The following is a 14,218-nucleotide window of genomic DNA, read 5'->3' as shown; positions in this document are numbered from 1 at the left end:
CGGGGGACCCTTTATTTGTGTCATCAAAAGCATTGATCATGAAAACACAGTTTAAAACCGTCCCCCTGTTTTTACTCATCGTCCTGTTCACTTATGCAGCCGCCAGCAAACTGATTACGCCCGCTGAATTTCGTGCCGAGCTATACCGGCAGCCTTTTCCGCATGACCTGGCCGACTTACTGCTTTACGGCCTGCCGGCAGCCGAGCTGATGACCGTCCTGCTCCTTTGCCTGGAGCGGACACGGGCGGCGGGCTTTATGCTTTCGCTTGGGCTGCTGGTGACCTTTACTGTTTATATCAGCCTCGGGCTGCTCCATTTTTGGCCGCATGTACCCTGCTCCTGCGGGGGCATCCTGGGGCGCATGGGCTGGGGGCCGCATCTGGTCTTTAACCTGTTTTTTACGGGTCTGACCATCGCGGCCCTTTTAGTCACCGAAAAAGCAAAACTATTGACCTCCTAATAACCTCCACAGGGGAAGCCGAAAACCTGCGAAAAGAGTAGGCCTATTTTCTTACCTTAAGTTTTTCGTTCGCTTTTTAGCAAAACAAGCGTTCAAACGATTATGAAAAATTCAAAATCGGTGTTCATCGCCCTGGCTTTCATCCTGGGTATCGGCGGCGCATTTGCCAGCAAAGCGCATCAGCCGGCAAAACCGTTTACTGCTTCCTGGTACCAGTTTAACGGCAGCCCGACGCAGACCAATGATCCCAGTAAGTATTCGCTGATCCCGGCTGATCCGGGCTGTGCCGGAACCGGAGATCGCTGCGCGGTTTTAGCCCAGCCCAGCGCGACCAATCCTAACCAGCCGGATCTCGCGCATGTTACCCGGATTGAGCTGGAACCTTAACCGCTCGCAGGAAGGTCCTTATGGGGCCTTCCTGTTTTAGTTCTGCCCAATACCCGTATCGCTGATCACGGCCTGCGGAAGGGGCCAGACGTACCCGGGATCATCCGGCGCCAGTTCATAACGTTTCCCGCCGATCACTTTAACCAGCGTTTTGGCCCATGCGGGCTCCCGGTTCAACCGGCGCAGGTCTGTCCAGCGTTGCCCCCTTAAAATCAGTTCCTTCCGCCTTTCTGTTAATGTCCATTGTAATACAATTGTCGGGTCGTTACCCGTCAGCGGCCGGTACGAGGCCTCGCTGTACCTTTTTTTTCGCAGCGTGTTCAGATCTTCCAGCGCCAGCGTAATCTTGCCCGACCGGGCATAGCACTCTGCCCTGATCAGGTATAGCTCATCTGTAGCCGGACCATTGAAAAGCCGGGTGGTGCTGCCGTCATAGCTTCCCTTGAAATTCATGTAGTGGGTACCCTTGAGCGGTGTAAAAAACAACAGTTTCCGCAGGTCATCGGAAGCGTAAGACGCATACAAGGCGGTATCGATCAGGTAGCGCGCGCCGGTGAGCATCGGTTCCGGATTAATGGTCGTATGCAGGATCACCTCATCGTTAAAACGCGAAAAGGGTGCGCCTGCCGCATTAGCCAGCTGGTTATAATCCAACAGGGTGCTGTTGAGCCGCAAACAGGAATCCGCAAACAAGCCGGCCTTATCATAAAGGCGCATGGAAAGGCAGGCCCGCGCCAGCACCGCATAGGCCGCTGCCCTCCCGGGACGGGTTTTGGTAACAACGGTAACGGGTAAGAACGCCGCCGCTGCGGAAAGATCGCTGATGATCTGCTGGTAAGTCTGGCCGACCGTAGCGCGGGCGGACTTGCTATTGGGGTCGGACGAGGCCCGCAGGACCAGCCCGGCATCACTTCCGGCGGTTTGTTCGTCGTAGGCCTTGCAGAACTCCTGGGCCAATTGCCAATAGGCATATCCCCTGAAAAACACCGCCTGTCCTTTGATATTTCGCCAATCGGAAGTATTGTTTCCGTATTTAGCCACGCCTTCCAGCACCACGTTGTCGGTAAAAATATTGGCGTAGGCAAACGACCAGTCATTTGTCGGGTTGTCATTAAATACGTTCCTGTCCCAGATATACGCATTCCGGACGGTCAGGCGGGCCGCGTTCCAGGTCGCGTCCGTGACAAAGCCGTCGTCGGCGCCAGCCGTTCCGGCAAAGGGGCCGAAAACGTTGAATTTGGAGGTATTATCCATCAACGCCTGGAAATCGGCGGCGGAAACAGGGACCTGCAGGCTTGAGGATGGCTTGACGTCCAGCTGCTTCTTGCAGCCGGTCAGCGGGCCGGTCAATGCGGCCGCGAGCCAAAGGAGATATATACTTTTCTTGTTCATCTTTGTTTATTTATGGCGTTTAAAAATTACCGCTGAAACCCAACGCGATCGTTTTCGGCGGCCGCATCGCGTACGGGTAATCCGGGTCCAGCGCTGTTTTGGTGGCCTTCCAGAGCAGCCCCAGGTTACTGGCATACAGGTAAACCTGGAGGTGTTTGAAAGGCAGCTTCTTTCCGTGGCCGCGATCCGTGTCCCAGGCCAGGCGAAGGTCCTGCAGCCGGATATTGTCCCCCTTTTCTACGTTGACCGAAGACTGGTTATAGAACTGGTCGCGCTGGCTGTTGGCCGGATAGCTGAGTGAAGGTACCTTTGTTGTTTTTTCATCACCCGGCTTTTGCCAGCGCTGGGCGTAATCGTCGCTTTCCGTATCATTTCCACTGAATAATGCGGTATAGGAGAGGCTGCGCCGCAGGAAATAATAGCTGAACTTATAGCTGATCAGCGCCGAAAGCGACACACCTTTAAAGGAAAAAGTATTGCGCAGGCTGCCGTACACCTGCGGTACGGCCGAGCCGCTGTATTGCAGGTCGCCTATTTTGGTGCTGCTCAGGATCGCATTATAATCTTTGCTGATCTGACCGTTAACATAGCCCTGCGGATCGCCGGTTTGCCCGTCAAGGCCCGCCCATTGATAGGTCAGGATAGCAAAGGGCGCCTTACCCACCAGCGGCGAAACCTGCAGGCCGTCGCCTACGTAGGGTGAGGCCAGGTCGTCATACTGGTAATATGTAGTCACTTTACTTGCCGCATAGTTGAAAAGCAAGTCGGTCTGCCATTTCAGCTGACCAGGCAGGTTACTGGCATGCAGGTTGACTTCGACGCCGTTGCCTTCCATTTCGGCCACGTTGCCTTTGTACTGGAACAGCAGGGTCGCCGGGTTGAGCACGCCGGTGGTCTGGTCGAGCGGGCGAAAACCGATCAGGTCGCTGCTTTTTTTCCGGTAGTAATCCACCGAGCCGGACAATACGTCCCGGAACAGCGTAAAATCAAGTCCTAGGTTGATGGTTCTGGTTTTTTCCCAGCCCAGCTCGGGATTGGGCGGGTTGTTGATAAAGGCGTAGCGCTGTTTGCCGATCGGGTCCTGCCCGCCGTAGGTAATCGTGGTTTGCGCCGCCAGCGTGTTATCGACATTGCCGCTGTAGCCAAAGCTGGCACGCAATTTAAGCAGGGGCAGCCAGCCAACGTGGAAGAACGATTCGTTGGAAGCTGTCCAGGCGCCGCCAAAGGAATATAAGGGCACCCCTTTCCGGTTGGCGTTCACGCCAAAGATGTTGGACTCGTCCTTGCGGGCGCTGGCGGATATGCTGTAACGCCTGTCAAAGCTATAGGCGGCATTGGTAAAATAGGAAAGGTTATAGTTCCGGATCGTCTGGTAACTGTTCAGGTACGGTATGGTGCTGCTGAAAAAATAGGAATAGTTGGAAAGCGGGAAATTGGTCACGTAATCGACCGGCAGGCCGGACTGGGTATCGGCGTTATAGCCATAATCCCCTCCAGCCCGGGTTTGGGTTTGGTCGTTGCGGTACTCATAACCGGCCAGTGCCGAGAATTGGTGCCTTCCCCAGCCGCCGGTATAATTGAGCTGGGCGCGGATAGCGTTGGACAGCAACCGGGTATCCGTAGTTTTCAACACACCGCCTTCGGGCACCGGTAAGGTCAGACTTCCGTCGGGGTTTACCTGGGTGTACTGGTTAACCAGGTTCCTCGCATAATAACTTTCCGCACCGTACAGCAGGGTGCCCTGGGTCTGCGCGGATTCCAGCTGATAGCGCAGTTCGGCCTGAAGGCCCGGCAGGATGGTATATTTTAGCGCGGTGTTGAACAGCAGGTCCAGCTGGTTACTGTGGTTATCGATGTGTTGATCATCGCTCAGCGGGCGGTAACTCCAGTCCTGGAATCCATTGGCGCGGGCGCTTTCGATAAACGATCCCCGGTAATCCAGGTTGATCGGGAGCGCATTGCCCTTGTTGTCCGCCAGGCTGGCATAGGGATAAAGCTGCCGGCCGTCACTGCTGACCAGCGAGCCAGCGTCGGCCCTGCCGGTAACGGTCCGGCTGTGGGTGATATAGGTCCCGAGATCCAGCTGCAGGTTCTTCAGCAGGTAAAAACTTTGATCAGAACGCAGGTTCAGCCGCTCGAAGCGCCCGTCCAGGGCGGTCAGGTTATGATCATAGCCCGCGGAAAACAAATAAGTGCTTTTATCGGATCCGCCGCTCAGGTTCAGGGCATATTGCTGGCTGACCGCCTTGCGGTACCAGAACTGCCGGAGGTCGTTGCGGACATCGTGCTGCGCGAGCGCATTGATCTGGGCATCGGCCTGCCGGGGCATAAGCTGACCGTCCCGTCGCGCGATTAATAACTCAACCACCGGCGAAAGGGAAAGGTGGGAATAGGCGTTTTCATAATCAGTATAAAACCCCTGGTCAAAAAGCGTCCGCTCTACGCCGACAAAATCTGCGGAGGACATCCTGGGCAGGTAAAACACATCGGGTTTATCTGCGACAGTGACATTGGCGTTGAAGCTGACGGAAAGCGGTTTATTGCGCCCGCCTTTTTTGGTGGTGATCACGATCACGCCGTTACTGGCCCGGACGCCCCAAATGGAGGCGGCGGCAGCATCTTTCAGGATGGTCACGCTTTCCACATCATTGGGGTTGATATTATTGAGGTCGCCGTTATAGGGAAAGTTATCCAGGACAACCAGCGGCTGCGCGTTGCCGAACAGGGTGCTTTTGCCCCGGATAACCGGGGTATTTTGCTGCCCTGTCCTGCGATCAAACAGGATCGTACTCACGCCGTCCAGGCGGCCCAGCACGTCGGTACCGACCGAGCGGTTATACAACGCGCTACCGACCTTTTCAAAGGACCCCGTGGCGCTCTCCCGCCGCAGGGTCTGGTAGCCGGTGGATACCACGCTGACCTCCTGCAGCTGCTGTGCATCGGGCATCAGGGTGATCTGGAAAAAGGTATTGCCGCCGACGATGGCGATGACGGGCATAAAGCCCGGCTTATAGAATTCAAGGGTATCTGCAGGCACTGCGCTTAACTGGAAATGCCCATCGCGCCGGGTAAAGGTACTTTGTTCTTTTCCTTTGACGCGGACCCTGACGCCTTCAAGCGGTTGCCCCTTACTGCCAGCCACCATACCCGAGATTTCAGGGGCACGAAGGCCTGATTGCGCCGCCGCCATACAGGTTCCGCAAAGCCAGGACAGGGCACAGGTCAATAAAACGGTACGATAAAAATGTTTCATGTTTAAAATTCAGGTTGTTAATGGCTATAAGGTAAAGTCGCGCTCATCGTCCGGGCTGCTTTCGGGACGTGTTACCGTAAATACTTTTTTATCAGGGTCCCAACGGGTCTCCAGGCCGAAAAAGCGGTCAAGATCCTGTTTAATACTTCGCCTGACCAAGGCCGCCGAGCGCCCGGGCAGGATAAGCTCATAGCAGTACAGCCTGGCGATATCCCGTACGGCGGTTCTTTTGGGGCGATATTGGATAGTTTCGCGGGCGTTACCCTGGATACCGGTGTCCGGCAGTGATTCGAGTTCTTTATAGACGAGCGCGTACAGCAAGCGCGGCGTTACATTGGTGGCCCGGACCCGGATCTGCTTGCTGACCGTGTCTGTCACGGCCTGCTGGCTACCTGGAAGACCTTCGAGGTAACCGGTAATAACGGAGCGATACCGGAAGGCATCTTCTTTGCCGCCGTTATTGCCTATGAGCAAGGGCCGCTCCCGGTCATAGTCCATGACGTCCTGCTTGGTTCTGGCCTTTAGGCCTTTCCCGGATAGCACGGCTTTGATCTGCTCCGGGTTGACGGCGGCCGCTTCGGTTTCACCAAGCACTACCCCATTTCCGCCGATCCATACATCGTGCGGCAGGAGCCTGTGCGGGAATAAGGCCTGCAGTTCCTTGTCCTCCACCACGGAGGGCAGGCTGAGATCACGCAGCAGGGGATTGTTTTTCCAGAACGCTATCACGCGTTCGTTTTTCTCGGCGGATACGGGGAGGATCACCACCCTGCCTGGAAACTGCTGCTGGATGGAGTCCAGCCGGGGCATAGCGGTGATGCAACCTCCGCAATAGGTGGACCAGAAATCCAGGATCAACAGTTTGCCTTTGAAATCAGAGATCCGGGCGTGTGTATGCCCTCTATAATTGACCAGGTGGCTCAACTGGAGATCGGGAACGTGGTCCCCGACCTTTAACCCGGCACTGCCGGTAGTTATATTTTCCTGTGCCGCCACCTTTAAAAAAAGGCAAAGCAAAGCCAGGAAGCATATTTTTAGCTTCATTTTTGAAGATTAAATGTTAAAAATCGGGTTGGTTAGTTGCTTACCCGGATGTGATAAATCGATAATAAACATCAAGCGGTTAACCTGCCGGATGATGCTCCGGTTCTCCGGATCTGCCGCAAACGACACATGGTCCCGAACCAGGTTCCTTTCTCAATTTCCCGATCGCTTCCACCAGGTCGATCAGGTGATCAAACAAGGCCGCGACCAGGGCTTCTTCTTTATCCAGAGCAGCTATTCCTTTTTCATCGTTTGTCGCGTATTTGCTGAATACCTGCCATAATAATAATCTGACCGGGCCTGAGCTATATAAGGTAAAAAACACCCGGACGATCTGGGCGGGTTCCCGTACCCCGAAATCTTTCAAATCAATAACAATAGCAGCCATAAAATCAAAGCAATTTAAATCCAGGCTATAGCTGCGGCAGTTAGCCGGCTACAGCAAAAGATCAATGAAAACAAACAATAAAAGGAATCAAACGGCAATCCCTTAACTATTAACTGATGGCATTGCCGTTTTCACGATTTATGTGGGAGATTTGATGATGTTACGATAAAGGAATTTTGAGGAAAAAAAAGTAGCATAATAAGTAGGTACAAAACCAATGACATGGCTTATAAAAAATATAACGACTGAATTATTTTTTTCACTTGCTATTTTGTTCATACCCGTATTCTATACGAGTCTTCAAGGAAGGAGCCCAACATAAATTTGGGGTCTGCCAACCATGGTTACATTAAAGTTTCTGACGCCTTACGTTAACATGGAATTACAGCAGACCCCAAACCTATCTCGGCATGCAAATATAACATACCTACCATAGATTATGGGATATTCTGCTGTCCTACGTTAACGGCGTCAGATTTGTAACCGCAAGACTCTTTTATACTAATTTATTTGTGTTAATATAAACTACTAACTAATAAAGTAAATATACTGAATAAATTTAAACTACCAAAATTATTGAATAATTTTTAGCGTAAACTCTTTGCTCTCTTTATGGGATGGATGGTTTACAAAATGCATTATACAAGGAGTCAATTAAAAATCGATTTAAAGCACTTCTTATTGCCACTGATTTAACCATATCTGGCTTTACCCAATATATAGGAGGAAGCGAAAGTCATTACTATGCTATTTCAAATGGCACGCGAAGCCTTTCCGAAGAAACAGCTAAAGCTATTGGTAAAAAACTAGGATTCACCGGTGAGAAAATATTTAATTTAACATTCAAGCTTCCAACTAATTTCAATAAGGTACTAGAATTGAATAATTTTAAGCTTAACCATAAAAACAACCCTGAATATTTTCGAAGTACATTATCTATTCGAAAGAAATCTAAGCACGTCGAAAACATTATTAATGAATCAACAATCTTCAATCGTCCTATTTACCTGAATGAAGCTAAACAAAGGATAAACGAATACTCCTCTTTACATCAATATAATAGTGATCAGCTTTCAAAAATCCTAAATTATCTAGTAACCTGTGGTAAATTATCGAAAGTAAATAGACCAATAAAACTTAAAAACGGCAAATTTGGAAAAAGAGTGGTTGATGTGTTTTTCAAAAATGATATTTCAAGCGACGGTTTGGATCTTTAACAATGCTCCCATCGAAAAATTCTACAATAACATTGCAATATAAAATATCTTAGTTAGAAATAAGGACTGAAAATCCTTGTGTCGCTGGTTCGATCCCAGCTGATACCACAAAATCAAAAAAGGTCTTTTTCATAGCGAAAAGGGCCTTTTTTTGTATGTTTGGGCAGTTTTCAAAGGCTAATACGGACTGTCAGGAACGATCCGTTCCGATAGCTTTTACATAATTTTTTGTTTAACCCCGCGAAAAAAGGGCACAAATAGGGCACAAAACTATTTGACCTCTTTTGCCAAAACAGATTATGTCATGGCTACTGTAGGTATTAAAATCCACAAACACCACAAAAAAGCAGACGGAACTTACAATGTAAAAATCAGGGTTGCACACAAAGGGGAGAAAAAATATATCGACACTCCACATTTTGTTGTTGACAAACAGCTCACCGCCAAATGCACCCTCAAGGATGCGATTTTAAAACAGATACTTAATAAGACACTCGATGATTACCGAGTAACGATCAGCAATCTGGGACCTAAACTCGAACTCTTTAGTGCGGAAACTTTAAGAAATCATTTAAGGGACAAGGACGAACCGATGGATTTTTTTAAATTCTGTCAGGATCACATCGCAGGATTAGAAAAAGAAAAGCGAAAGGGATCAGCCGGGACATTGAAAACAGTACTGTATAGTCTCAGAGACTATTTCAATCAACCATTCATCTCCCCACTGGAGATTAATGAGTGGATGCTTGCTTCCTATGAAAAGCATTTACGTGCGAGACGAGAAATAAAACGAATGAACCAGGGCAAAATACGCACGCGAATTGTAAAGGGAATGACCGACGGTGCGGTACACAACCATTTCCGTGACCTGCGTATCCTCTTTAAGGCGGCTATGAAATATTTCAACAAACCACAGATCGGAGAAATACGGATTTCATATTGTCCATTCGACAACTATAAGATCGTGGACGTCCCTGAGACGAGGAAACGAAATTTAGATGTCGAAAGAATAAAGCTCATTAGGGATTGTAAGGTTGAACCGGGAAGCCGGGCAGAATTGGCCCGTGATCTTTTCATGCTATCGTTTTACCTATGCGGCACAAACGCCATTGACTTTTATCATTTAAGCACTGATAATATCAAAAAAGGAAGGGTGGAATATAACAGGAAAAAAACTTTGAGAAGAAAAGACAGGGCCTTTATCAGCATTAAGCTTATAAAAGAAGCGAAACAACTCTTAGACAAATATCTTGGTAAACTTCATACACGATATTGTAGTTCCCATGGTTTAGACAGGGCCATTAAGGAAGGGATGGTCATCATTAATAAAAAGACGGGGCTTACCGGGATAACTTATTACTGGGCACGACACAGCTTTGCCAATCTTGCGCGCAACAAATGTCGAATGAGTAAAGATGATGTGGCTTTGGCCCTTAATCATGTGGATCAGGGAAACAAGACTACTGATATTTATATTGAGAAAGACTGGAGTATCGTTGATGAAGTACAATCACGGGTTCTGTTGCTATTACGGGAACAGGATGAGTTCAAGGTAAACACTCTGACTAATCCCGCAGAACGACGTAAAACCATGCGCCTGGTAAGCGCATAAAAGACAATTTTATTATGAGAACATTCATTTTATTATTCTTGACGTCTATAATCGGAACCGGCGCATTCTTGTATGCAACCGCCGCGCAGAATAAGTTACCAGCGTTTTTAGTGGGATTTGGTATTTGGGCCTTATTTATCGTTTATGTTGCCAAAAAAAACAGAATATGACGCATTTATTCAAAGTCGATTTCAAGACACATTAATTCAAATATAACGCACAGACTCGACTTACGTAATCATTTATTTAAGGGTGGGTTTGTGTTTTTCTTGAACAAAGGCGTTCAGATTGTAATTTCTAGCGCAAAAGACAATCGTTGTATCATTTTTTAATCTGATCAATATAATAATGATATTTATCATTATGAAGTATTGGTTCGATATGTTGATTTTTCAAAATCTATATCTGCTTATCTAGATTTACAGCCATATTAATCATAGTAGTATGGCTCTAAAGACTTTGCAAAACGCTATAATATCTATTACATTAAAATTAAACTTAGATTAAACTTTAATTTACCGGGCATTGGTGTTATTCTTTTGTTCCTTTATTAATTTCCATAGTGCGGTGTTGTAGCTGGTGTTTTCGAACTGTGATTTGTTCATATGTGCTTATTCTTACCCTTTCGCCTCTTTCATCAAACTATTGTTTCTTGCCGGCGGCAGTAGCATCGGTCTTTATCTATGCTTTTATCTTATAGAGGACATTAAAGGATTGAAAACTATCTGCAAGTGCGTTGAAATAGCCCCTATTACTTTTCTATTAGGCAAGGCATAGCTTCACCAGTTTGGCTCGTTACAAGGGATGAGCAAGGACAATGGGGGTCTGACGTTAAATCATATTGATAGTATGCGTAAGACAACGGATATTTACATTGAGAAAGATTGGAGTATTGTCGATGATGTGTAAGCAGCCGTTTTGGCTCTATTGGCATCGAATGCAAAATAAGACGTTACAGAATCTAAGAAATGCAAACAGATTGCGGTTCTTTAACATTAAATTTTATTAAATTAAAAAGACTTAATCTTTAAGTATCAAAGTCCTTCTTCATTAAATGCTAAGATTGTTCTTGCCAATAATTCCACATAATTATCCCGGATGAGTAGGATCAACTTTAAACTATTCAATGTAAACAGATTATCTGGAGGTTTCTATTGAATAGATAAATGCATCTGATTTGTAATATCCAATATTATATTCAATAGGCCTTTGTCCCTGGTCAAAAATAAACCTTTTCCTGAATAAAATGGGACTCCCCTCCTCAACTCCTAGCTTTTGCGCAATAAAGGAATCTGCGGCCTTGGCACTAATTTCATCTTTTGATAAACTGGGAATTACGGAATATTCTTTTTCTAGCAATTCATATAAAGGGCTTCTAAAATCCTCTTCCCCTGTAAGGCCAACGCGTGGATGAAAGTAAGACGCAAAATAAACTATAGGCTCGTCATTCGTTCCTCTAACCCTTTCCATTTTTAAGATTTCCCGGTCGGCATTTATTTCAAAAAAACAGCATAGAGCCTTGTCCGGAAATTCCCAGCACACATGGAATTCGAAGTTTTGGACGGGTAATCCTTGCATGATCATCTCCTGTGAAAAACTATGCCAATTAGTTGATTTGGAACTAAAAGGCAGATTTGCAACTTTTGTTCCATACCTCTTCTTTCGAACTATCAGCCCTTCAGATACTAATTTGCTTATAGCCAATCTCACGGTAGCACGGGAAACACCGAGCTTGGCAGCCAGATGTAATTCATTTGGAAAGATCTTCCCGTCTTTGTATTCTTGTTCGGTGATCAAAGCCCTTAACAAGTTCTCGGTTTGCACATGTAGTGGTATGTTACTTTTACGATTTATAGCAAGTTTCATGTTTTATGATGAGTTTTATAGTTAGTAATAAGCTATGATGACTACAACTTTCACCAGTTTTTGTAGCCGTTTTCAATACGTTTATTAATGAATAGCTGTATTCCTCTACAACCAACTTTAGTTTTCAGAGCCATCCTAAACACAGCCATCCTCTTGAGATGTTCAAACTGAACTCAGATAGAAGACGAAAAGCGATGGATTATACTTATTGTGGTAAAGGAAAAACAGGGATTGAAACTACGTCTTTGGCCGCATTCAAAAGTTGCGTTAAATCACTTATAAAATCCTTTCTGTATTGGACAATAAATAGATGCTGCAATAGCTGAGCATATGATTTTGAACTGCGAAAATCCTTCAAAATTTCTAAACAAGTAGATTCATAATCGCCAAATAAATCAACAAACGAACAAGTTTCTACATCTCCACTGATATCCACCATGCCGAATCTTAGGTTTTCGGCTTGCAAGGTTTTTGGTGCAAACCTTACATCATCACTTTTTCTACGCTTAATTGTAGTCCACAACTCTTTTTCATCATTTACGAGTGACCATTTCATAAGATTTCTATGTAAAAAAAGTATTTCACCGTCAGGATCATGCTGAACCATAGTAAAACCGTAAAATTCATTATTAGCATTCATGTATCCGCAGCTGCCTACTGGTTTGGGAATCATGTAATACGTACTTTTTAATGCTAACCATGCAAATTTGAAAGTATCCTTATCTCCCAATAGCATTTTATAATAAATCTGATGATTAACATTAAAATGCATACTCAAATTAAGCTCCTTCCAGCATTTTTCCTTGTTGATAAGTAATTGCCCGCTTTCCTGTTCAATAGTATCGTAGGCGGTTGAGTTTACGACTTTCCAGATCATATTACTTTTTGCTGTGGTCCATGCATCCGGCCAGAAGATAGTTCCATGCTTTATATACTCATTACAATCAAATAAATAACTCGGATCTCTGACACAGTTATTGTCTGCATCAAGAAACAGGACTTCTTTGAATGAACTATGTAGAATAGCAAAAGGCTTCATTACATAACCTTTAAGCGGTGCTTTAGAATAATCGTTACAATTAATACAAGTCACATTGAAATCTTGAAATTTTTGAATCATTGAAGAGTTTATTTCATTTCCCTCATACCATAACTCAATTGGCAAGTTACATCCCAGTTTCCTTAGCATCGCGATACTTACCCATGCACAGGGTATATACAAAAACCCGCCCGCGCACATAACAATACCTTTTCCAAAAAAATCATTCGGATACGCAGGTATGTTATGGACAAATTCCTTCCATTCGTTTTTTAAATTTGATATTTCTTTCCGGCTAAGCCGAAAATTATTCTCCCTTACAAAGTTTCCGGTAAATCGCTGAATTACCGGTTTGGTGATTTTCTCTCCCATAAATAATATTGTTTTTGCTTTATATTATGTCGGCTGATGAGTCTCGACACAGGAACATTTCTTAAACTTGTCGGATTGGACGGCATGTTAGACGCAACGTTCAACCCTATTTAAATTACGATTTACGCATATCAATACTCATCTGTTTTAATAAGGAATCTTTCACTTCAGCAACAGATATTTCTTTCATACAAATACAACCGTATGGGCACTTACTTTTTAAAAGCACATCAATACAAGGTGCGCATTGTAGATTTTTATAAAGATTGATATTATTCTTGTGCCCCCAGATCTGGGGGGTCGATGGACCGTACAACACGACGCCAGGCAGGTCAACTGTATTAGTTGCATGTGCCATAAATGAAACCACACCAAGAAAACTTTTTGCATATTTTAAGATAGCAATTGATTCCCTTAACGTAGTTTCCCCTCGCATATCGATCGCCCCATTGATTTTTTTTTCCGTTTTCAAGCCTAATTGAATGAAAGTATATTCTGGCATTGTCCGAATTAATTCTTCCCAATTTTCTACCGGCCAATGTTGATTTGCCGAGGTCTGAGAAGTAATATTAATTATTATGGGGTTACTATACTTACTTAATAATTTTAAAGCTCTAGTTTCTTCCTCTTTCTTTAGATAAATTTCAAGCCTCTGCTCAGCTAATTCCACCCCTATCAATTCAGCAATCATTGCTGACGAATGTATAGCATACCCTTTGCTTGGAACACATGAACCATAGTTATTTACATGATATTTCTTGAGCGCTATATGAGGTCGAAAAAAATGCAAAGTCATGTCTAGCGGTAATGTCCAGAATGAAATTATTTTCAATTTATCAATAAATGGATTGTTTGAATAAATATCGTAGTGTCCTTGATTTACGCAATAGACAACTATTTTACTTTCTGGATGCTTTAATTTTATAGATCTAAACACGGGCGTAGTTAATAAAGCATCGCCCAGCCCTCCAGACGATACTATTTTAAATACTTTGGAGGTTTTCATCATATTCGAAATTTGATTGTATTGTTTTTAATTCTTTATAGGCAAATTCATAGACCGCTTTTTCTTTATAGAGGAAATCCAGCTGCCGAAGGTCCCTTTTGCGGATTTCTTTTTCCATTTCCAAATTAAGGGCATTTGTGATTACCTGTAATTTGCTTGCATATTCAGAAACTTTTTCCTG

12 protein-coding genes are annotated in these 14,218 nt (G+C 45.3%); 4 read left to right on the top strand and 8 right to left on the bottom strand.

Annotated features, from left to right (window positions below):
- The first annotated feature begins 38 nt into the window (after positions 1-38).
- Together AC1DRQ_RS00060 and AC1DRQ_RS00055 are read left to right on the top strand one after the other, a co-directional pair.
- Complete coding sequence (locus tag AC1DRQ_RS00060) at positions 39-461, top strand: MauE/DoxX family redox-associated membrane protein (protein ID WP_477421454.1); 423 nt, start codon at positions 39-41, stop codon at positions 459-461.
- A gap of 102 nt (positions 462-563) precedes the next feature.
- Positions 564-848: a DUF6520 family protein gene (locus tag AC1DRQ_RS00055; RefSeq protein ID WP_477421453.1), complete on the top strand. Its 285-nt coding sequence runs from the start codon at positions 564-566 to the stop codon at positions 846-848.
- 36 nt (positions 849-884) lie between these two features.
- Here AC1DRQ_RS00055 and AC1DRQ_RS00050 read toward each other — a convergent pair whose 3' ends face one another.
- The 4 genes from AC1DRQ_RS00050 to AC1DRQ_RS00035 all read right to left on the bottom strand — a co-directional run bounded on the left by AC1DRQ_RS00050 (position 885) and on the right by AC1DRQ_RS00035 (position 6,925).
- Positions 885-2,240, bottom strand: coding sequence for a RagB/SusD family nutrient uptake outer membrane protein (locus AC1DRQ_RS00050; RefSeq protein WP_477421451.1), 1,356 nt, complete (start codon positions 2,238-2,240; stop codon positions 885-887).
- 19 nt (positions 2,241-2,259) lie between these two features.
- On the bottom strand, positions 2,260-5,493 hold the full coding sequence (locus AC1DRQ_RS00045) for a SusC/RagA family TonB-linked outer membrane protein (protein ID WP_477421449.1): 3,234 nt from the start codon (positions 5,491-5,493) through the stop codon (positions 2,260-2,262).
- Between the two features lie 24 nt (positions 5,494-5,517).
- Entirely contained in the window at positions 5,518-6,537 is a 1,020-nt protein-coding gene (locus AC1DRQ_RS00040) for a TlpA family protein disulfide reductase (protein ID WP_477421447.1), read from the bottom strand.
- Between the two features lie 79 nt (positions 6,538-6,616).
- Positions 6,617-6,925, bottom strand: a complete 309-nt coding sequence (locus tag AC1DRQ_RS00035; protein ID WP_477421445.1) for a hypothetical protein — start codon at positions 6,923-6,925, stop codon at positions 6,617-6,619.
- Positions 6,926-7,542: 617 nt separating this feature from the next.
- On the opposite strand from AC1DRQ_RS00035, the gene AC1DRQ_RS00030 reads away from it, so the two are divergent.
- Positions 7,543-8,142, top strand: coding sequence for a hypothetical protein (locus tag AC1DRQ_RS00030; protein WP_477421443.1), 600 nt, complete (start codon positions 7,543-7,545; stop codon positions 8,140-8,142).
- 304 nt (positions 8,143-8,446) lie between these two features.
- Positions 8,447-9,754, top strand: a complete 1,308-nt coding sequence (locus AC1DRQ_RS00025) for a phage integrase SAM-like domain-containing protein (protein ID WP_477421441.1) — start codon at positions 8,447-8,449, stop codon at positions 9,752-9,754.
- 1,137 nt (positions 9,755-10,891) lie between these two features.
- Here the strand turns inward: AC1DRQ_RS00025 and AC1DRQ_RS00020 are convergent.
- The 4 genes from AC1DRQ_RS00020 to AC1DRQ_RS00005 all read right to left on the bottom strand — a co-directional run.
- Complete coding sequence (locus tag AC1DRQ_RS00020; protein ID WP_477421439.1) at positions 10,892-11,620, bottom strand: GntR family transcriptional regulator; 729 nt, start codon at positions 11,618-11,620, stop codon at positions 10,892-10,894.
- 205 nt (positions 11,621-11,825) lie between these two features.
- Positions 11,826-13,031, bottom strand: coding sequence for an alpha-mannosyltransferase (locus AC1DRQ_RS00015; RefSeq protein WP_477421437.1), 1,206 nt, complete (start codon positions 13,029-13,031; stop codon positions 11,826-11,828).
- 115 nt (positions 13,032-13,146) lie between these two features.
- Positions 13,147-14,040, bottom strand: a complete 894-nt coding sequence (locus tag AC1DRQ_RS00010; RefSeq protein ID WP_477421435.1) for a glycosyltransferase family 9 protein — start codon at positions 14,038-14,040, stop codon at positions 13,147-13,149.
- A partial coding sequence (locus AC1DRQ_RS00005) for a hypothetical protein (protein WP_477421433.1) occupies positions 14,015-14,218 on the bottom strand: 204 nt, incomplete at its 5' end. The genes AC1DRQ_RS00010 and AC1DRQ_RS00005, both read right to left, overlap by 26 nt.

The sequence above is a fragment of the Mucilaginibacter sp. P4_E8 genome, from assembly GCF_056401495.1.
This window is presented reverse-complemented; position numbering and strand designations above follow the sequence as displayed.